The organism is Shinella sp. (assembly GCF_049651085.1).
GTDB lineage: Bacteria > Pseudomonadota > Alphaproteobacteria > Rhizobiales > Rhizobiaceae > Shinella.
In genome coordinates, this window is sequence record NZ_JBASBL010000009.1 from 106,569 (window position 1) to 124,101 (window position 17,533).

At 65.5% G+C, this 17,533-nt stretch carries 20 protein-coding genes; 7 read left to right on the forward strand and 13 right to left on the reverse strand.

The window, feature by feature from the left end; translation table 11 throughout:
• A complete protein-coding gene (locus WA950_RS05710; protein WP_424550726.1) occupies positions 1–960 on the forward strand; it encodes a 2-hydroxyacid dehydrogenase in 960 nt (319 codons plus the stop codon).
• A 78-nt stretch (positions 961–1,038) separates the two neighbouring features.
• Here WA950_RS05710 and WA950_RS05715 read toward each other — a convergent pair whose 3' ends face one another.
• From WA950_RS05715 to pcaD, 11 genes are all read right to left on the reverse strand, one after another.
• The gene (locus WA950_RS05715) at positions 1,039–1,212 is read right to left on the reverse strand and encodes a hypothetical protein (RefSeq protein ID WP_424550727.1); all 174 of its coding nucleotides are present in this window, start codon (positions 1,210–1,212) and stop codon (positions 1,039–1,041) included.
• Positions 1,213–1,313: 101 nt separating this feature from the next.
• Positions 1,314–2,030, reverse strand: a complete 717-nt coding sequence (locus WA950_RS05720) for an ABC transporter ATP-binding protein (RefSeq protein ID WP_424550728.1) — start codon at positions 2,028–2,030, stop codon at positions 1,314–1,316.
• The gene (locus WA950_RS05725; RefSeq protein WP_424550729.1) at positions 2,011–2,775 is read right to left on the reverse strand and encodes an ABC transporter ATP-binding protein; all 765 of its coding nucleotides are present in this window, start codon (positions 2,773–2,775) and stop codon (positions 2,011–2,013) included. The genes WA950_RS05720 and WA950_RS05725 overlap by 20 nt, the downstream gene beginning before the upstream one ends.
• A complete protein-coding gene (locus tag WA950_RS05730; protein ID WP_424550730.1) occupies positions 2,772–3,779 on the reverse strand; it encodes a branched-chain amino acid ABC transporter permease in 1,008 nt (335 codons plus the stop codon). Before WA950_RS05730 ends, WA950_RS05725 begins: the two co-directional genes overlap by 4 nt.
• Positions 3,779–4,642: a branched-chain amino acid ABC transporter permease gene (locus WA950_RS05735; protein WP_424550731.1), complete on the reverse strand. Its 864-nt coding sequence runs from the start codon at positions 4,640–4,642 to the stop codon at positions 3,779–3,781. The genes WA950_RS05730 and WA950_RS05735 overlap by 1 nt, the downstream gene beginning before the upstream one ends.
• A gap of 162 nt (positions 4,643–4,804) precedes the next feature.
• Entirely contained in the window at positions 4,805–5,977 is a 1,173-nt protein-coding gene (locus tag WA950_RS05740) for an ABC transporter substrate-binding protein (RefSeq protein ID WP_424550732.1), read from the reverse strand.
• 119 nt (positions 5,978–6,096) lie between these two features.
• On the reverse strand, positions 6,097–7,173 hold the full coding sequence (locus WA950_RS05745) for a 3-carboxy-cis,cis-muconate cycloisomerase (RefSeq protein ID WP_424550733.1): 1,077 nt from the start codon (positions 7,171–7,173) through the stop codon (positions 6,097–6,099).
• 67 nt (positions 7,174–7,240) lie between these two features.
• Positions 7,241–7,855 carry a protocatechuate 3,4-dioxygenase subunit alpha gene (gene pcaG / locus WA950_RS05750; RefSeq protein WP_424550734.1) on the reverse strand — a complete coding sequence of 205 codons (615 nt, stop codon included), beginning with the start codon at positions 7,853–7,855 and terminating at the stop codon, positions 7,241–7,243.
• On the reverse strand, positions 7,855–8,604 hold the full coding sequence (pcaH, locus tag WA950_RS05755) for a protocatechuate 3,4-dioxygenase subunit beta (protein ID WP_424550735.1): 750 nt from the start codon (positions 8,602–8,604) through the stop codon (positions 7,855–7,857). The genes pcaG and pcaH overlap by 1 nt, the downstream gene beginning before the upstream one ends.
• A gap of 7 nt (positions 8,605–8,611) precedes the next feature.
• Positions 8,612–9,016, reverse strand: coding sequence for a 4-carboxymuconolactone decarboxylase (pcaC, locus tag WA950_RS05760; protein WP_424550736.1), 405 nt, complete (start codon positions 9,014–9,016; stop codon positions 8,612–8,614).
• The gene (gene pcaD, locus WA950_RS05765; protein WP_424550737.1) at positions 9,009–9,821 is read right to left on the reverse strand and encodes a 3-oxoadipate enol-lactonase; all 813 of its coding nucleotides are present in this window, start codon (positions 9,819–9,821) and stop codon (positions 9,009–9,011) included. Before pcaD ends, pcaC begins: the two co-directional genes overlap by 8 nt.
• 95 nt (positions 9,822–9,916) lie before the next feature.
• Here pcaD and pcaQ point away from each other — a divergent pair, with 95 nt between their 5' ends.
• Positions 9,917–10,840, forward strand: a complete 924-nt coding sequence (pcaQ, locus tag WA950_RS05770; protein WP_424550738.1) for a pca operon transcription factor PcaQ — start codon at positions 9,917–9,919, stop codon at positions 10,838–10,840.
• Between the two features lie 30 nt (positions 10,841–10,870).
• Complete coding sequence (locus WA950_RS05775; RefSeq protein ID WP_424550739.1) at positions 10,871–11,737, forward strand: phosphotransferase family protein; 867 nt, start codon at positions 10,871–10,873, stop codon at positions 11,735–11,737.
• Here the strand turns inward: WA950_RS05775 and pobA are convergent.
• Positions 11,731–12,903 (reverse strand): 4-hydroxybenzoate 3-monooxygenase, encoded by a 1,173-nt coding sequence (pobA, locus tag WA950_RS05780; protein ID WP_424550740.1) that lies wholly within the window; start codon positions 12,901–12,903, stop codon positions 11,731–11,733. The genes WA950_RS05775 and pobA overlap by 7 nt on opposite strands.
• Before the next feature lie 116 nt (positions 12,904–13,019).
• On the opposite strand from pobA, the gene WA950_RS05785 reads away from it, so the two are divergent.
• Positions 13,020–13,904, forward strand: a complete 885-nt coding sequence (locus WA950_RS05785; protein ID WP_424550741.1) for a helix-turn-helix domain-containing protein — start codon at positions 13,020–13,022, stop codon at positions 13,902–13,904.
• 31 nt (positions 13,905–13,935) lie between these two features.
• Here WA950_RS05785 and WA950_RS05790 read toward each other — a convergent pair whose 3' ends face one another.
• On the reverse strand, positions 13,936–14,691 hold the full coding sequence (locus WA950_RS05790; protein ID WP_424550742.1) for an IclR family transcriptional regulator: 756 nt from the start codon (positions 14,689–14,691) through the stop codon (positions 13,936–13,938).
• A gap of 201 nt (positions 14,692–14,892) precedes the next feature.
• On the opposite strand from WA950_RS05790, the gene WA950_RS05795 reads away from it, so the two are divergent.
• From WA950_RS05795 to pcaF, 3 genes are read left to right on the forward strand one after another with little or no spacing between them, the layout of a single operon-like run.
• Complete coding sequence (locus WA950_RS05795) at positions 14,893–15,600, forward strand: 3-oxoacid CoA-transferase subunit A (RefSeq protein WP_424550743.1); 708 nt, start codon at positions 14,893–14,895, stop codon at positions 15,598–15,600.
• Positions 15,597–16,286, forward strand: coding sequence for a CoA transferase subunit B (locus WA950_RS05800; protein ID WP_424550744.1), 690 nt, complete (start codon positions 15,597–15,599; stop codon positions 16,284–16,286). Before WA950_RS05795 ends, WA950_RS05800 begins: the two co-directional genes overlap by 4 nt.
• Positions 16,287–16,295: 9 nt before the next feature.
• Positions 16,296–17,501, forward strand: coding sequence for a 3-oxoadipyl-CoA thiolase (pcaF, locus tag WA950_RS05805; protein WP_424550745.1), 1,206 nt, complete (start codon positions 16,296–16,298; stop codon positions 17,499–17,501).
• Positions 17,502–17,533 lie beyond the last annotated feature (32 nt).

Sequence of the window (17,533 nt, forward strand, 5' to 3'; positions counted from 1 at the left end):
ATGCAGACGAAAAGTCCGGTCATCATCGATCTGAAATTCGATCAGGAGAAGGTCGCAGCGGCGCTCAAGGGCGCTTTTCCCGGCCGCGAGGTGATCAACCTTTCGCATCCGGCAAGCCGCAACCGCGACCTTTCCGGCATCGATTATGCCGTGGTCTGGAGACCGGGCGCCGACCTCTTTTCGCGCGCCGGCGACCTCAAGGTCGTGTTTTCCGGCGGCGCGGGCGTCGATCATGTGGTGACGCTGCCGGGCCTGCCCGATGTGCCGCTGGTGCGCTTCGTTGACGCCATGCTGACGACGCGCATGAGTGAGTGGGTGATCATGCAGTGCCTGCTGCATCTGCGCCAGCACCAGGCCTACGAGGCGCAGCGGCAAAAGCGTGTCTGGCGCGAGCTCGTCCAGCCGGGAGCCAGTGAAATCACCGTCGGGATCATGGGTTTCGGCGTGCTCGGGCAGGATGCGGCCGCCAAGCTGAAAGCGCTCGGCTTCAACGTCATCGGCTGGTCGAAGAGCGGCCGCAAGGTCGAGGGCTTCGAGACCCATGACGAAAAGGGTCTCGGCACCTTCCTCGGCAGGACGGATTTCCTTGTCGGCCTTCTGCCGCTGACGCCGGACACTAGGGGCATCTACAATACCGGCCTCTTCACCCGCCTCAGCCGCAAGGGGCCGTTCGGAGCGCCGGTCTTCATCAATGGCGGGCGCGGCGGCAGCCAGGTGGCGGCCGATATCGTCGCCTCCATCAACGATGGCACGCTCCACGGCGCCTCGCTCGACGTCTTCGAGCAGGAGCCGTTGCCGCTCGAAAGTCCGTTCTGGTCGATGGACAGGGTGTTCATCACGCCCCACGTGGCGGCGGCCTCCGATGTCGGCGCGCTGTTCCGTCATGTCGGCCGGCAGATCGACCGGCTGGAAAGCGGCAAGCCGCTGGAGCATATCGTCGATCGCGGCGCGGGCTACTGAGCGGCTTCATCGGACCACACGGCAAAAGACCCGGATGCGGGGACATCCGGGGCTTCGGGAGGTCAGCGGGCCTGCGGCCTACTTGCAGACCTTGATCTTCTTGATGATCACATTGCCGTAGTAGTCGTAGGCTTTCACCTTCTTGACGAAGCAATGCGGCTTGTAGCCGTAGCTGTAGCCGGCCTGCGAAGGGGCGGCGAAGGAAAGAGCGGCGACGGCGGCGATGGCGGCGGAAACGATGATCTTGCGCATGGGTCTCTCCTGATCGGTGGGATGAGCCTCTCTCATCCGGTGATCAGAAGGTCTCACATCCGCCCGCCCGCAGCTGTTCCGGGAGGAACACCCCGCAAGCGTCAGTGCAGGCCGCCGACGCCGAGCAGGGTTTCGACGGTGTGCTGGTCGGCGGCGAGCGCCTCGGGCGTGCCGGTCCAGGCGATGCGGCCGCGTTCGAGAATGATGACCTCGTCGGCGAAATCGAGGGCGCTCTGGATGCGCTGCTCGATGAGCAGGATCGTCATCTCGCCGGATGCCGCCAGTGTGCCGAAGGCCGCAATCAGCTCCTCGCAGATGACCGGTGCCAGCCCCTCCAGCGGTTCGTCGAGCAAAAGCACCGAGGGCTGGCCGAGAATGGTGCGGGCCGTCGTCAGCATCTGCTGCTCGCCGCCGGAAAGCTGCGAGCCGAGGTTTTTTCGCCGCTCCCGGAGGCGCGGGAACATGGCGTAGGCCTCCTCGATGGCCGAACGCGGCCGCGCCTTCAGCCCGACGAAAAGGTTTTCCTCGACCGTCAGCGTCGGGAAGACGTCACGCGATTGCGGCACATAGCCGAGGCCCTTCAGGGCGCGAGCCGAACTGTCCATCCCCTCGATCGCCGCGTCGCCGAGACGGATCTGACCGCCATAGCGCTTCGTCTGGCCGGCGAGCGTGGCGAAGAGGGTGGACTTGCCCATGCCGTTGCGGCCGAGCACGGCGAGCTTGCGGCCGGCGCTGGCGGCAAAGGAAATGTCCTCCAGCACGCGCGTCGGCCCGTAGCCGGCGCAAAGGCCGGAAATTTCAAGCGACGCTGCGGGCATCGGCATAGCTCCCGAGATAGGCCTGGCGGACGCGGACATCCTTCGTCACGGCGTCCGGGGATCCGTCGAAGATGATCTCGCCCGCCGCCAGCACGATGACGCGCCTGGCGAAACGGAAGACGAGATCCATGTCATGCTCGATCATCAGCACGGCAAGGTCGGCCGGCAGGTCGGCGATTGCCTGCTCGATGCGCGCCGTGTCGCTCTGCGGCACGCCGGCCGCCGGCTCGTCGAGCAGCAGCACCTTCGGCTTCAGCGCGAGCGCGAGCGCCAGTTCGAGAAGGCGCTGCTGGCCATAGGCGATCTCGCTGACCTTGTGCCGGGCAAGCTGGGCGATGCCCAATCTTGTGAGCAGCGCATATCCCTCGTCCATGACGTCGGGCATGGCGCGATGGCTGGCAAACATCCGTCCCGCGCGCCCCTCGCGCTGGAGGATGGCGAGCGCCACGTGTTCTTCCGGCGTCATCTCGGGAAAGAGACGCGTCACCTGGAAGGAACGCACCAGGCCGCGGCGCACGCGTTTGGTCGGGCCGAGGCGGGTCACGTCCTCGCCGCCCAGCATCACGCTGCCGGAATTCGGCAGGATATTGCCGGTTACGAGGTTGACGAAGGTGGTCTTGCCGGCGCCGTTCGGGCCAATCAGCGCCACCCGGTCGCCGGGCGCCATGGAGAGCGAGACATCGTTGGTGACGGCAAGGCCGCCGAACATTTTCTTCAGGTTCCGGACGTCGAAGATCGCGCTCACTTGTCTTTCCTCCCGCGGCGTTCGAAGGCGGCGGCGAGCGAGCCGTAGAGCCCCTTCGGCGCAAACAGCACGACAGCGATCAGCAGCGCGCCGACGATGGTGAGCCAGTGGAACGGGTTGGCCGCCGAGACGACATCCTCGAACCACAGGAAGGCGAGGGTGCCGATCAGCGCGCCGTAGAGTGAGCCGGTGCCGCCGAGCACGAGCATGACGAGCGCTTCGGCCGAAAGCGTGAAGGACAGGCTGTCGAGGCCGACGACCTGCGTCGAGATGGCGTTGAGCGCGCCGCCCGCGCCTGCGACGGCGCCCGAGATTGCGTACATTTTGATCAGCGTGCCGTGCACCGAGCCGCCCATGGCGCGGATGCGCACCGGATCCTGCCTGATGCCCCGGCACAGCATGCCGAAGGGCGAGCGCACGATTTGGCGCAGGATCACGAAGGCGACGACGAGCAGCACGATGCCGAAGACATAGGCGGTGCGGCCCCACAGGTCGAACTGCCAGGTGCCGAAGACGGCATCCGGCATGATACCCGCGAGGCCGTCGCTGCCGCCGGTCCAGCCGGAAGCCTTGTTGGCGGCTTCATGGGCAAGGTGGACGATGGCGATGGAAAGCACGAGCTGCGGCAGGCCGTGCGCGCGCAGCACCACGACGCCGGAAACGAGGCCGGCAAGCGCCCCCGCGACGACGCCGACGGCGAGCATGGCGATGGGGTCGGTGATGCCGAAATGCGCCGCCGCAATGCCCGCGCCATAGGCCCCCGCGCCGAAGAGGGCGGCATGGCCGAGCGTCGCCACGCCGCAATAACCGGTGACGAGGTCGAGCGAGAGGACCAGCAGCGCGATCGCCGTGATACGGGTGAGCAGCGCCAGATTGTTCGGGAAGAGGAGGTAACCCACGACCGCGACGGCGAGGATGACGAGGACGCCGATGGCGTCGCGCATCAGCCGGGCACGGCGGTCGCCGGCGGTGGCAGCGGTGTCGGAATTGGTTGCGAGCGCCATCACTTTGCCCTTCCGGCAAGGCCGCGCGGAAAGATCCAGACGATGGCGATGACCGCGAGATAGAAGAAGAATTCGCCGAATTCCGGCATCAGGTAGCGTCCCGTCGTGTCGATTGCGCCGAGCAGCAGGCAGGCGGCGAGTGCGCCGGGAATGGAGCCCGCCCCGCCGACGGAGACGACGACGAGGAAGGTCACCATGTAGCGCAGCGCATAATAGGGCTCGATCGGCAACAGCTCCGCGCCGACCACGCCCCCGAAGGCGGCAAGCCCGACCGCCACGGCGAAGCTGACGGCGTAGACGACTTCGGTCCTGACGCCGAGCGCGGCGGCCATTGCCGCATTGTCGACGGCGGCGCGCAGCTTGACGCCGAAGGCGGTGCGCTCAATGAAATACCAGAGGCCGAGCGCCACCGCGACGCCGCAGCCAATGACGAAGAGCCGGTGCGCCGAGACCGTGCGGAAGCCGAGACCGACGGACTGGCGCAGCGTCTCCGGCGTGGGGATGGTCTTCAGCGTCGGGCCGAAGACGTAGTTGGCGATGCCGATGATGCAGAAGGTGATGCCGATGGTCATCAGCACCTGCGTCAGCTCCGGCTGCCCGTAGATGCGGCGGTAGAGGAAGCGTTCGATCGGAATGGCGATGAGGATCGTGCCGAAGACGGCGATGATGACGGCGAGCGCATAGGCCAGCCCGAGGTCCCGCGCGGCATAGGAGGCGATATAGCCGCCGATCATGGCGAAGGCGCCATGCGCCAGGTTGACGACCCGCATCAGCCCCATCGTCACCGAAAGGCCGATGGAGATGACGAAGAGCACCATGCCATAGGCAAGGGCGTCGACACCGATGCTGAAGACCGTTTGCATGAACCTATCCTGATGTGTTGACGGGACAACGCCTCATCCGGCTTGCCGGACACCTTCTGCTTGGCTGCCCCATCCTGGCGTCGCATGGGGCACGTCCCTCTCCCCGCCTGCGGGGAGAGAGTAGGGTGATGGGCGAACCGATCGTCGAGCTTGCTACGGTTGTTACTTCGCCGCCGCCAGCCCTGGATCGCCCTGTTTCTCGAAGGTCTGGACCTCCTTGTTGTAGTAGGTGCCGTCATCGGCCTTGGCCACTTCGCGCAGGTAGATGTTCTGCGTGATGTGCCGGCTTTCCGGATCGATCGATACCGGGCCGCGCGGGCTTTCCCAGGATAGGCCCTTCACGGCTTCGACGGCCTTCGCCGCGTCCTGTTCGCCGCCCGTCGCCTCGATCATCTTGTAGATGACATGCATGCCGTCATAGGCGCCGACCGAGGGGAAGGAGAGTTCGGCCGGATTGCCGATCGCCTTGCTTGCGGCCTCGACGAACGTCTTGTTCTCGGCGGAATCATGCGAGACCGCATAGTGGAAGGTGGTCTGAAGGCCGAGCGCGGCTTCGCCGAGGGCCGGCAGGTCGGATTCCTGCGTCAGGTCGCCCGGCGCGAAGAACTTGATGCCGGCATCCTTGAGGCCGTTCTCGTTGAAGGCCTTGACAAAGCCCAGCGTCGTCGGGCCGGAGGGCAGGAAGGCGAAGACGCCTTCTGCGCCCGAATCCTTGATGCGCTGCATGATCGGCGAGAAATCGTTGGTCTGCAGCGGCATGCGGATCGCCTCGACGATCTCGCCGCCCGCCGCCTCGAAGCCGGCCTTGAAGGCGGCTTCCGCATCGACGCCCGGACCGTAGTCGCTGACAAGCGAGATGACCTTCTTCGTGCCTCCGTCGAAGGCCACCTTGGCGATCGGCATCGAGGTCTGCCAGGTGGTGAACGAGGTGCGCACCACATAGGGGCTCTTGGTGACGATGGCCGAGGTCGCGGCGTTCATCACCACCATCGGCACGTTCGCCTGTTCGAGAAGGGGCGTTGCGGCCATGGCATCTGGAGTGAAATAGAAGCCGGCGAGATATTGCACGCCTTCCTTGACGACCAGTTCCTGGGAAAGGGCCTTGGACTGCGCCGGATCGGCGGTCGGGACGTCGCGGTAGATGATCTCGATCGTATCGTCGCCGACCGTGTTGCCGTTCAGCGCCATATAGGCGTCGATACCGGCCTTGAAATTCTTGCCCTGCAGCGCGAAGGGGCCGGAGAACGGGCCGACGACGCCGACCTTGATCGTATCGGCATGGGCAACGCTCGCCATCAGCGCGGCGGCAAAGGCCGCGATCGCAAATTTTTTCATGTCTTCCTCCCTGAAAGGCCGGTCTCCCGCCGGCGCCCGGTCTTCGTCCAGACTGGTGTTTTGTCAGATTGCCAGATGAAACGGTGATGTAAAATGAAAATATCGGCCAATTTCATAACTTATGGATTATGTGAGGCAGGCGAATCCGCGCCGATCCGCTCAATGGAGGAGAACAGTTCGCCTGCCAGACGAAGCGCGGCGCCGCAGGCGACCACCATCTGCGGCAGGATCAGCCATTCCAGCGTCCAGGCCGCGCCGGAGCGTTCCTGCTCGTGCACCGCCGCCTGCGCCAGTCCGCCAAGCTGGGCGGCATTGAAGCGGGCGAGCGTCACCAGCACTTCGGCCGCGACCGGGTTCTGCTTGTGCGGCATGGCGGAGGAGCCGCCGCCGCCGGCAAGCGCGATCTCGCCGCCACGGTCGGCCATCAGGGCGATGTCCTGCCCGGCCTTTCCGAGGCTGCCCGTGACGGCGGCCATGAGCCCGGCGAATTCCATGATGCGGTCGCGCTGGGCGTGCCATTGCGGCGCGTCGGCAAGGCCGAGTTCGCCGGCAAGCGCGGCGCGCACGGCCGCCGCCTTGTCGCCCAGCCTTTCCAGCGTGCCGGCCGCACCGCCGAACTGTACGGCAAGGCCGCCCTGTTCCAAGGCTTTCAAGCGGTCTGCCTGTCGTTGCAGGGGGGAACGCCATGCGGAAATCCGGTCCGCCGCCGTGATCGGAATGGCCGCCTGCATGCGCGTGCGCCCCATCAGCGGGCGGCTGCCGAACTGCGCGGCAAGGCCGCCAAGGTGCCGGTCGAGCGCCGCCAGCCGGTCGCCGACGATCGGCAGCACGCGGGCCAGCCGCAGCATCAGACCGCTGTCGATGACATCCTGGCTGGTCGCGCCGACATGGACATGCTTGCCATGCACCTCGCCGACGGCCGCGCGCAGCTGGCGCACCAGATCCGGCACCACCACGCCGTCGCGCGCCGTCGCCTGCCTGAGGCTCGCGACGTCCGGCGAGAAGCGGCGGGCGGCTTCCGCAATCGCGCGCGCAGCCTCGTGCGGGACAATGCCCTCCGCCGCTTGCGCCTTCGCCAGCGCCACCTCGAAGGCGAGCATGGCTTCCAGCTCCGCGGCGGCAGAGAAGAGTGACGCGACCTCCTCGTCGCCAAGGAGGCCGGAAAGATAGGGGTGATCGAAGGGCGAGATGGTCATGGGACGCTCTTTTCGAGAGGCCGGTTCAGGCAGAAAGCCCACTATAGGCCATTGCCGGCGCACGGTCTCAAATATCGAAGAACACGGTCTCCTTCTCCCCCTGCAAATGGATGTCGAACCGGTACGTATCGCCATCCATGGCCGCGATCAGCGTCGGCACGCGTACCCGGTGCTCGATGCGCGCCAGCACGGGATCCTCGGCATTGGCCGTTTCCTCGTCGGCGAAATAGAGCCGGGTGTTGAGGCCGAGATTGATGCCGCGCGCAACGATCCAGAACGAGATATGCGGCGCCATCAGCCGTCCGTCCCGGAAGGGGGCGCGGCCGGGCTTGATGGTCTCGAAGCGGTATTCGCCGGTCTCGCCGTCCGTCGCGCAGCGGCCCCAGCCGGGAAAATTCGGGTCGGCGCTGCCGCGCAGTTCCGAAGGGCTGTTGTAGAGGCCGGCCGCATCGGCCTGCCAGATCTCGATCAGTGCGTCCTTCAGCGGCGTACCGGTGCCGTCAAGCACGCGGCCGGTGACCGTGATGCGCCGGCCGAGCGTCTTTTCATTGACCATCGCCGCGCCGAGATCGTTCTCGTAGACGCCGCCGATGCCGGAGAAATTGGGCGTGAGGCCGATATGGACATAGGGCCCTGCGGTCTGCGAGGCGCTTTCCTTGAGATAACCGAGCGGCTGGACCATCAGTTGCCCTCCATCCGGTTTTCGAACAGCGTCGAGCGGCGGCCGCGCAGCACGATGTCGAACTTATAGGCGCGCGCATCCATGGGGATCGTGTTGCCCCAGTCGAGCGCCGCCACCAATTGCTCGATCGCCGCCTTGTCCGGGATCGTTTGCACGATGGGACATTTCCAGATCATCGGATCGCCCTCGAAATACATCTGCGTGATCAGCCGCTGGGCAAAGCCGTGGCCGAAGACGGAGAAGTGGATATGGGCCGGACGCCAGTCGTTGACGCCGTTCGGCCAGGGATAGGGGCCGGGCTTGATGGTGCGGAAGGCGTAATGGCCGTCCTCATCGGTGATGGTGCGCCCGCAGCCGCCGAAATTCGGATCGAGCGGGGCGAGATAGCTTTCCTTCTTGTGGCGATAGCGCCCGCCGGCATTGGCCTGCCAGAATTCGAGCAGTGCCCCCGGCACGGGCCGCGCCCGCTCGTCCAGCACGCGGCCATGCACGATGATGCGCTCGCCGATGGCGCTTTCGCCGGCTTTTGCGAAATTGTGGATCAGGTCGTTGTCGAGCTCGCCCAGCAGGGAATGGCCGAAGACCGGGCCGGTGATCTCCGAGATCGTGCCGTCGAGTGAAAGCAGCGCCTTCTGCGGCGAGCGCAGCACGGAGGTCTTGTAGCCGGGCGTCAGCCCCGGCGGGTGCCAGAGCCGGTCACGGGAGAAGAAGGCGCCCGTTTCGGGCTTTTTGTTGGAAAGGTCTGTCATCTTAGCCTCAGGCCGCCTTTTCCGCGTCGATTTCCTCGAAAACCTGCTTGGCGATCTTGATCGCCCGGTTGGCTGCCGGCACGCCGGCATAGATCGCCACATGCAGCAGCGTCTCGGTCACGTCCTGGCGGCTCGCGCCCGTATTGACGGTCGCGCGCACATGCATCGCCACTTCCTCGTCATGGCCGAGGGCGGCGAGCAGCGCAATCGTCACCAGGGAGCGCTCGCGTTTCGTCCAGCCGGGCCGCGACCAGACCGTGCCCCAGGCACCTTCCGTGATCAGCTCCTGGAAGGGCTGGTCGAAGGCGGTGGTGGTGGAGGAGGCGCGGTCGACATGGGTGTCGCCGAGCACTGAGCGGCGGGTCACCATGCCCTGGCGATAGCGATCGGAAAAGGTATGGGTGTCAGCCATGGGGCTCGTCTCCGGCAGGTAGGGTGTCGATGAAGGCGCGGATCATCTCGGTGAGGATTTCCGGCTGTTCGATGCAGGGAATGTGCCCGGCATCCTTGATGACCTCGTAACGCGCGCCGGCAATGAGCTTGGCCATGGACAGCACGACATCCGGCGGCGTCGAGCCGTCCTGGTCGCCGACGACGCAGAGCGTCGGCACGGCAAGGCGTCTGGTCGATTCGGTAAGGTCGGCATCGCGCAGCGCCGCGCAGGTCGCGGCATAGCCGACGGCGGACTGGCGCGTCAGCATGTTGCGGTAGCCGTGATAGGCGGCGTTTTCCGGGCGGCGGAAAGCGGGCGTGAACCAGCGCTCCATCACGGCGTCGGCGAGGCTCTCGATACCCTTCGTCTCGATGCTTTCGATGCGGGCGTTCCACATGTCCGCGGTGCCGATCTTGTGCGCCGTATCGCAAAGAACGAGCGCCCTGACGAGATCGGGACGCTTGGCTGCAAGCCCCTGCGCGATCATGCCGCCGACGGAAAGGCCGCAGATGACCGCATTCTTCACGTCGAGCCGGTCGAGCAGGGCGGCAAGGTCGAGCACATGGTCGTCGATCGAATAGGGCACCTGGCCGAGATCGGAGAGGCCATGGCCGCGCTTGTCATAGGTGATGATCGGGAAATCGCCGGCAAGGCGCACGATGACGTCGCGCCAGATGCGGAAATCGGTGCCGAGCGAATTGGAGAATACGATGACGGGCCGGTTGGCCGGGCCGCCGATCAGCTGGTGATGTAGGATGACGTCGTTGACGGTTGCGAATTGCACGGATCTTCCTCCCGTCCTTGCAGATTGATCGTTTGATCTGGTTAGGTAAAATGATATTTCATGCCATTTCATTAACTGGGGGGTTATGAAAAGCCGTGATCGATAGCCGTATCAAGTTCCGCCATCTGCAAACCTTTGTCGAGGTGGCGCGCCAGAAGAGCGTCATGAAGGCGGCGGGCGTGCTGCATGTCAGCCAGCCTGCCGTGACGAAGACGATCCGCGAGCTGGAGGCTGTGCTGGGCGTTGCGGTCTTCGAGCGCGAGGGCCGGGGCATCAAGATTACCCGCTATGGCGAGGTTTTCCTGAAGCACGCGGGAGCGGCGCTGACGGCGCTGCGGCACGGCTTCGATTCCGTCTCGCAGGCGCTTTCCGGCGACGCTACCCCGGTTCGCATCGGCGCCCTGCCGACTGTTTCCACGCGCATCATGCCGAGCGCGATGCGGCTGTTTCTGGAGGAGGGCACCGGCGCGCGGATCAAGATCGTCACGGGGGAAAATGCCGTTCTGCTCGAACAGCTGCGCGTCGGTGATCTCGATCTCGTCGTCGGGCGTCTGGCCGCGCCGGAAAAGATGACGGGCTTTTCCTTCGAGCATCTCTATTCGGAAAAAGTCGTCTTTTGCGTGCGCGCCGGCCACCCGCTGCTTTCCGGCGGGTCGTCCTTCTCCGGGCTCGATGCCTATCCCGTGCTGATGCCGACCCGCGCTTCGATCATCCGCCCCTTCGTCGACACCTTCCTGATCACCAACGGCATTGCCGGGCTGCCGAACCAGATCGAGACCGTCTCCGACGCCTTCGGCCGCGCCTTCGTGCGCGAAAGCGATGCGATCTGGATCATCTCCGAAGGGGTCGTGGCCGCCGATATCGCGGAGGGCAAGCTGGCGGCCCTGCCGATCGACACGGGGGAAACGAAGGGCCCGGTCGGGCTTACCATGCGCACCGATGCCGTGCCCTCCATGCCGCTCGCCATTCTCATGCAGACGATCCGCGAGGTGGCCGGCAAGGTCTCGCCGGCGGCTTGAGCGCAGCCCGTCATTTCGCTACGACGGGCCATGACCAGCGAACTCGACCCTTTCCGCAAAGCGATCCTCACGGTTCACCCTGACCTTGAGGATGCCGCGTTCCGTGCGCTGCCGGGTGGCTGGCATTCACGCGCCGTGGCGGTGGATGACCGTCTCGTCTTCAAGTTCCCGCAGGGCGAGGAGGCGGAACTTGCCTTGCGGCGCGAGGCATCGATCCTTGCTGCGGTGCGTCCGCATGTTTCCATGCCTGTGCCGGACCTTCGTCTCCACGAGGGCATGCCGCTCTTTTCCGAGCATGCGATCATTCACGGCGCGCATCTGGAAACGGCGCAGTACGAGGCGCTGCCGGAGGGGCGGCGACAGGCATTGGGCGAGGTCATGGCCGGCTTCTATGCGCAACTCCATGCGCTCGACCGGGCTGCGATGACGGCGGCGGGCGCGTGTCCCGTCGAGCGCTGGCTGGATGGCGATGCGATTGCCGCCAGGGCCCTGCCGCTCCTGCCGGCAGCCCTCCAATCCTTCGCAGGCAGGACCATTGCCGGATGGCGCAACCTGCCGCCTGATCCGCTGGGCGAGACCTATGGCTTCTTCGACGGCCACGGCTGGAACATGGCCTTCGATCATGCGGCCGGGCGGCTCAACGGCATCTATGACTTCGCCGATTCCGGCTTCGGGCCGCTGCACCAGGATTTCATCTATTCGAACTTCATCGATCCGGACCTGACGGCGCGTATCATCGACGGCTACGAGCGGCTGACCGGCCGCGCGATCGACCGCGCCCGCGTCGCGTTGCTCACGGGCCTGCATCGCCTGTGGGAACTGGCAGCGCTCGCCGATGCGCCTGAGCATCATGAAACCATGATCGCCTCGGTTGCCGCCTGGGCTGCGCGTCAGTAGGGCAGGCCGACGTAGTTTTCCGCCAGCACCGTCTCCGCCGCGCGCGAATGGGTGAGGTAGTCGAGCTCGGCTTCCTGGATCTTCTGGTCGAAATCGCCGGTATCGGGGAAGCGATGCAGCATGGTCGTCATCCACCAGGAGAAGCGCACCGCCTTCCAGACGCGGGCAAGCGCCCGTGCCGAATAGGCGTCGATACCGGCATTCGAGCGGTCCTGATAGTGTTCCAGAAGGCCGGCGAAGAGGTAGTGCACGTCGCTCGCAGCAAGGTTCAGGCCCTTGGCGCCGGTCGGCGGGACGATATGGGCGGCGTCGCCGACGAGGAACAGCCGGCCGAAGCGCATCGGCTCGGCGACGAAGGAGCGCAGCGGCGCAACCGATTTCTCGAAGCTCGGGCCGGTGACCATCGCCTCGGCATGATGGGCGGGAAGCCGGCGGCGCAACTCATCCCAGAAGCGATCGTCGGACCAGTCCGCGATCTTCTCGTCCAGCGCGCACTGGATATAGTAGCGGCTGCGGCTGTGCGAGCGCATGGAACAGAGCGCAAAACCGCGCGGATGGTTGGCGTAGATCAACTCGTCGCTGACCGGCGGCACATCCGCAAGGACGCCGAGCCAGCCGAAGGGGTAGACCTTCTCGAAGGTACGGATCGCGCCTTCCGGCACCGCCTTGCGGCTCGCCCCATGAAACCCGTCGCAGCCCGCGATGAAATCGCAGTCGATGCGGTGGGTCACGCCGTCCTTCTCGTAGGTGACGAAGGGCGCCTGCCCGTCGAAGGCGTGCGGCGTCACGTTTGTCGCCTCGTAGATCGTTCGCCGTCCATCGGCCTCGCGCTGTTCGATCAGGTCGCGGGTCAGTTCCGTCTGGCCATAGACCATGACGCGCTTGCCGCCGGTCAGATCGAACAGGTCGATGCGATGGTCGCGCCCGTCGAAGGCGAGCGAAAAGCCGTCATGCGGCAGGCCTTCCTGCTGCATCCGGGCGCCGACGCCGGCCTGGTCCATTAACCGGGTGGTGCCTTCCTCAAGCACGCCGGCGCGCACGCGGCTGAGGATATGCGCGCGGCTCGTCCGGTCTAGGATGACCGTCTCGATGCCGGCATTGCCGAGCAATTGTCCCAGCAGAAGCCCCGACGGACCCGAGCCGATAATGGCGACCTGAACGCGCATGATGTCCTCCCCGAACTGACGTTCTGCAAATTGTCAGCGAGAAGGGTCGCATCGGGCAATGGACGGATCAGCCTTCTGCTTGTACAAATCGAACATTGCAAATTGATGGTGCCGAGATGAGCCGAGCCGTCCCGACCTACGAGCTTTACGGCGAGAAAGCCGGAGACCTGCCGGATTTCTGGTTGCACTGCGAAACGATCCCGTCGCGTAGCAGCCTGCATCGCTACGAGATCGGCCTGCACCGGCATGAGAGTTTTTTCCAGCTCCTGTACATTTCCGCCGGATCGGGCGATGCGTTGTTTGGAAACGCGCGGCTGGCATTGACGCCTGGCAGCGTCGCAACGGTGCCGCCGGCGCTCAGCCACGGCTTTCGCTTTTCGCGGGATATCGACGGTTATGTCTTCACCATGGTCGCTTCGCACCTGCGTCTTGCCGGCGAGGTGCGGCGCTTTGCGGCGGAGCCGCGCGTGACGTCGCTCGATCCCGGCGATCCGGACGGCGCCTTCGTCCTTTCGACACTCGAACGGCTCGCCGCCGAATGGACGGGCCGTCGCAGCGGGCGTACGGATCTGCTGGAGGCCTATCTCGTCTCCGTGCTGGCGCTGACAGCGCGGCTGTGGAGCCGGAACAATCCGGCCGAAGGCGCTGGCGAGACGGCGCGGCGCATGGAACACCTCAACGGCCTGATCCAGCAGCATTTCCGCAGCCAGAAGCCGGCGAATTTCTACGCACAGGAACTCGGCATCTCGCCGACCCACCTCAACCGCATCGTCAAGGCGGCGACGGGGCTGACGGCGCATGCCTATATCGGCCGCAAGCTGATCGACGAGGCAAAGCGCGATCTCGTTTTCACGCAGACGCCAGCGCAGGAGATCGGCCTTCGCCTCGGCTTTGCCGATCCCGCCTATTTCTCGCGCTATTTCCTGCGCGAGACCGGCGAGACGCCGCGCGCCTTCCGGCTGGCCGAGCGGGCGCGGCTTGCCGCTCAGTTGCCGGAATAGCGTTCATCCGCCCCGCCCCGACAAGGATCGTTCAGGCGAGCACCGGCCGCAGCGCCGCCTGCACCGCCTGCATTGCCGGCAGGTAGCGTTCGATCATGTCGTCGGCCGCCGCATGGGCGGCCGGCGCGCCGATATTGAGTGCGGCGACCACCCGGCCGCGTGAATTTTCCAGCGGCACGGCGATGGAGCGCAGCCCGATTTCCAGCTCCTGGTCGATCAGCGCATAGCCCTGCCGGCGCACGCGGGCGAATTCCTCCAGCAGCGCATCGGGTTCCGTTTTCGTGAACGGGGTGTTCGCCTTGCGATCGGAGGCCTCCACGATGGCGCGCGCCTCCGCCTCCGGCAGGGCCGCCAGCAGCACGCGCCCCATCGAGGCGCAATAGGCGGGCAGGCGCGAGCCGGGCATGAGGTTGATCGACATGACGCGTTTCTGTGCGGCGCGCGCCACATAGACGATTTCCGCCCCATCGAGCACGGAGACCGATGCGCTCTGGCCGACCTTCTCGGAGAGCTGGTCGAGATAGGGCTGCACCAGCCGCGGCAGGGGCGTCGCCGAAAGATAGGCATGGCCGAGCCGCAGGATTTTCGGCGTCAGCTCGAAGAACTTTCCGTCATAGGCGGCATAGCCGAGTTCGGCGAGCGTCAGCAGGCAGCGCCGCGCCGTCGCCCGGTCGAGACCGGTTTCCTTCGAGATGTCGGTGATGGTGAGCCGGGGCCTCGCCTCGCCGAATGCCTCGATGACCTTCAGCCCCTTGGCGAACCCGCCGATGAAATCCGTTTCCCGCATCGTCGTCTCCTGTCATCGGGCCATCTGCGCTCTCGCAAGGTGATCCTCGGTGCGAGATCGAGGATGACTATGAGCGTCCCGGTTCATTCGTTGCCTTTCTTCATTTTGTGCGATAATTGAACAAAAGTCAAATATCGCACAAACTGTATTGCCGCTTTTCCCCTTCCGATTTAACTCTAGGGCGACAACAGGAGATTTTGCATGGACAAGACCATCAGCAGCCTGACGGAGGCCGTGGCCGGCATTGGCGACGGCGCGGTGGTGATGATCGGCGGTTTCGGCGGCTCGGGCGCGCCGATCGAGCTGATTCACGCGCTCATCGACAAGGGGCCGAAGGACCTCACCGTCATCAACAACAATGCCGGCAACGGCCGCATCGGCATCGCCGCGATGATCGACGCCGGCATGGTCCGCAAGATGATCTGCTCCTTCCCGCGCTCCTCCGATCCGCGCGCCTTCACGGACAAGTACCTTGCCGGCGAGATCGAGCTGGAACTGGTGCCGCAGGGCACGCTGGCCGAGCGCATCCGCGCCGGCGGGGCAGGCATTCCGGCCTTCTACACGCCGACGAGCTACGGCACGGAACTGGCCAAGGGCAAGCCGATCGCCGAATTCGACGGCCGCATGTATGTGCAGGAGCGCTGGCTGAAGGCCGATTTCGCGCTGATCAAGGCGCATGTCGGCGATACGCACGGCAACCTCTCTTACAACAAGGCCGCCCGCAATTTCAGCCCGCTGATGTGCATGGCCGCCGAAAAAACCATCGTGCAGGTCGGCAGTCTGGTGAAGCCGGGCGGCATCGACCCGGAGCAGGTCGTCACCCCCGGCATCTTCGTCGACGGCGTCGTGGAAGTGGCTGACGCCAGGCAGGAAGAAGATCTCATTCGCGCAGGAGTGGCCTACGCATGACAATCGACACGCGTGAAGACATCAAGCTGTCCAATGCCCAGATCGCCTGGCGCGCCGCGCAGGATATCGCCGACGGCGCCTATGTGAATCTCGGCATCGGCTTTCCCGAAATGGTCGCCCGCTATCAGCCGGAAGGCCGCGCGGCGATCTTCCACACGGAAAACGGCATTCTCGATTTCGGCGAGGCCCCGCCCGCCGGCGAAGAGGACTGGGACCTGATCAATGCCGGCAAAAAGGCCGTAACGCTGAAGCCGGGCTCGGCCTTCTTCCACCATGCCGACAGCTTCGCCATGGTGCGCGGCGGCCATCTCGACGTCGCGATCCTCGGGGCCTACCAGGTGGCCGAGAACGGCGACCTTGCCAACTGGCGCGTCGGCTCGAAGGGTGTGCCGGCGGTCGGCGGGGCGATGGACCTCGTGCATGGCGCGAAACAGGTGGTGGTCATCACCGAGCATGTCACCAAGAACGGCGAGCCGAAGCTGGTCGAGCGCTGCACCTTCCCGCTCACCGGCGTCGGCTGCATCACCCGCATCTATACGAGCCATGCCGTCATCGACGTTGCAGGCGGCCGCTTCGTGCTGCGCGAAAAGCTTGCCGGCATGACGGTCGAGGAATTGCAGGCAATGACCGGCGGCAAGCTCCATGTCGAAGGTCCCGTGGCCGATCTCGTCGTGCCGGAACTTTAGGGGAAGATCATGTCAGACGCCTATATCTGCGACTATATCCGCACGCCCATCGGCCGCTTCGGCGGGGCGCTGTCCTCCGTGCGCGCCGACGATCTCGGCGCCGTTCCGCTGAAGGCGCTGATGGCGAAGAATGCCGGTATCGACTGGGAAGCGGTCGATGACGTCATCTTCGGCTGCGCCAACCAGGCGGGCGAGGACAACCGCAATGTCGCGCGCATGTCGTCGCTGCTTGCCGGCCTGCCGATTGCCGTTTCCGGCACCACGATCAACCGGCTCTGCGGCTCCGGCATGGATGCCGTGATCGCCGCGGCCCGCGCCATCAAGGCGGGCGAGGCGGAACTGATCGTCGCCGGCGGCGTCGAAAGCATGAGCCGCGCGCCCTTCGTCATGCCCAAGGCGGAGACGGCCTTTTCGCGCCAAGCCGAAATCCACGACACGACCATCGGCTGGCGCTTCGTCAATCCGCTGATGAAGAAGCAATACGGCGTCGATTCCATGCCGGAGACCGGCGAGAATGTCGCCGAGGACTTCAAGGTATCGCGCGCCGACCAGGACGCCTTCGCGCTGCGCTCGCAGGACAAGGCCGCAGCGGCGCAGGCGAACGGCCGACTGGCGAAGGAAATCACGCCCGTCGTCATTCAGCAGAGGAAGGGTGACCCGGTGGTCGTCGAGAAGGACGAACACCCGCGCGCGACGACGCTGGAGACCCTCGCCAAACTGGGCACCCCGTTCAAGAAGGAAGGCGGCACGGTGACGGCGGGCAATGCTTCCGGCGTCAATGACGGTGCCGCGGCGCTGATCATTGCCTCGGAGGCGGCGATCAGGAAATATGGCCTGACGCCCATCGCCCGCATTCTCGGCGGTGCGATGGCCGGCGTTCCGCCGCGCATCATGGGCATCGGCCCGGTCGCAGCCACGCAGCGCCTGTGCGCCCGCCTCGGCCTGAAGCCATCCGATTTCGACGTGATCGAGCTCAACGAAGCCTTCGCCTCCCAAGGTCTTGCGACGCTGCGCGAGCTCGGCATTGCCGACGATGCGGGGCACGTCAATCCCAATGGCGGGGCCATTGCGCTCGGCCATCCGCTTGGCATGTCGGGTGCGCGCATCACCGGCACGGCGGCGCTGGAACTGCAGCTCACCGGCAAGAAGCGCTCGCTCTCCACCATGTGCATCGGCGTCGGCCAGGGCATCGCCGTGGCGCTGGAGCGGGTCTGAGGCGAACACGACCGGGCGGTTGACAAGCCGCC

Coding starts and splice junctions, on each gene's coding strand:
- WA950_RS05710 (WP_424550726.1), top strand. CDS start 1: ATGCAGACGAAAAGTCCGGTCATCATCGATCTGAAATTCGATCAGGAG.
- WA950_RS05715 (WP_424550727.1), bottom strand. CDS start 1,212: ATGCGCAAGATCATCGTTTCCGCCGCCATCGCCGCCGTCGCCGCTCTT.
- WA950_RS05720 (WP_424550728.1), bottom strand. CDS start 2,030: ATGCCCGCAGCGTCGCTTGAAATTTCCGGCCTTTGCGCCGGCTACGGG.
- WA950_RS05730 (WP_424550730.1), bottom strand. CDS start 3,779: ATGGCGCTCGCAACCAATTCCGACACCGCTGCCACCGCCGGCGACCGC.
- WA950_RS05735 (WP_424550731.1), bottom strand. CDS start 4,642: ATGCAAACGGTCTTCAGCATCGGTGTCGACGCCCTTGCCTATGGCATG.
- WA950_RS05740 (WP_424550732.1), bottom strand. CDS start 5,977: ATGAAAAAATTTGCGATCGCGGCCTTTGCCGCCGCGCTGATGGCGAGC.
- WA950_RS05745 (WP_424550733.1), bottom strand. CDS start 7,173: ATGACCATCTCGCCCTTCGATCACCCCTATCTTTCCGGCCTCCTTGGC.
- pcaG (WP_424550734.1), bottom strand. CDS start 7,855: ATGGTCCAGCCGCTCGGTTATCTCAAGGAAAGCGCCTCGCAGACCGCA.
- pcaH (WP_424550735.1), bottom strand. CDS start 8,604: ATGACAGACCTTTCCAACAAAAAGCCCGAAACGGGCGCCTTCTTCTCC.
- pcaC (WP_424550736.1), bottom strand. CDS start 9,016: ATGGCTGACACCCATACCTTTTCCGATCGCTATCGCCAGGGCATGGTG.
- WA950_RS05775 (WP_424550739.1), top strand. CDS start 10,871: ATGACCAGCGAACTCGACCCTTTCCGCAAAGCGATCCTCACGGTTCAC.
- pobA (WP_424550740.1), bottom strand. CDS start 12,903: ATGCGCGTTCAGGTCGCCATTATCGGCTCGGGTCCGTCGGGGCTTCTG.
- WA950_RS05785 (WP_424550741.1), top strand. CDS start 13,020: ATGAGCCGAGCCGTCCCGACCTACGAGCTTTACGGCGAGAAAGCCGGA.
- WA950_RS05790 (WP_424550742.1), bottom strand. CDS start 14,691: ATGCGGGAAACGGATTTCATCGGCGGGTTCGCCAAGGGGCTGAAGGTC.
- WA950_RS05795 (WP_424550743.1), top strand. CDS start 14,893: ATGGACAAGACCATCAGCAGCCTGACGGAGGCCGTGGCCGGCATTGGC.
- WA950_RS05800 (WP_424550744.1), top strand. CDS start 15,597: ATGACAATCGACACGCGTGAAGACATCAAGCTGTCCAATGCCCAGATC.
- pcaF (WP_424550745.1), top strand. CDS start 16,296: ATGTCAGACGCCTATATCTGCGACTATATCCGCACGCCCATCGGCCGC.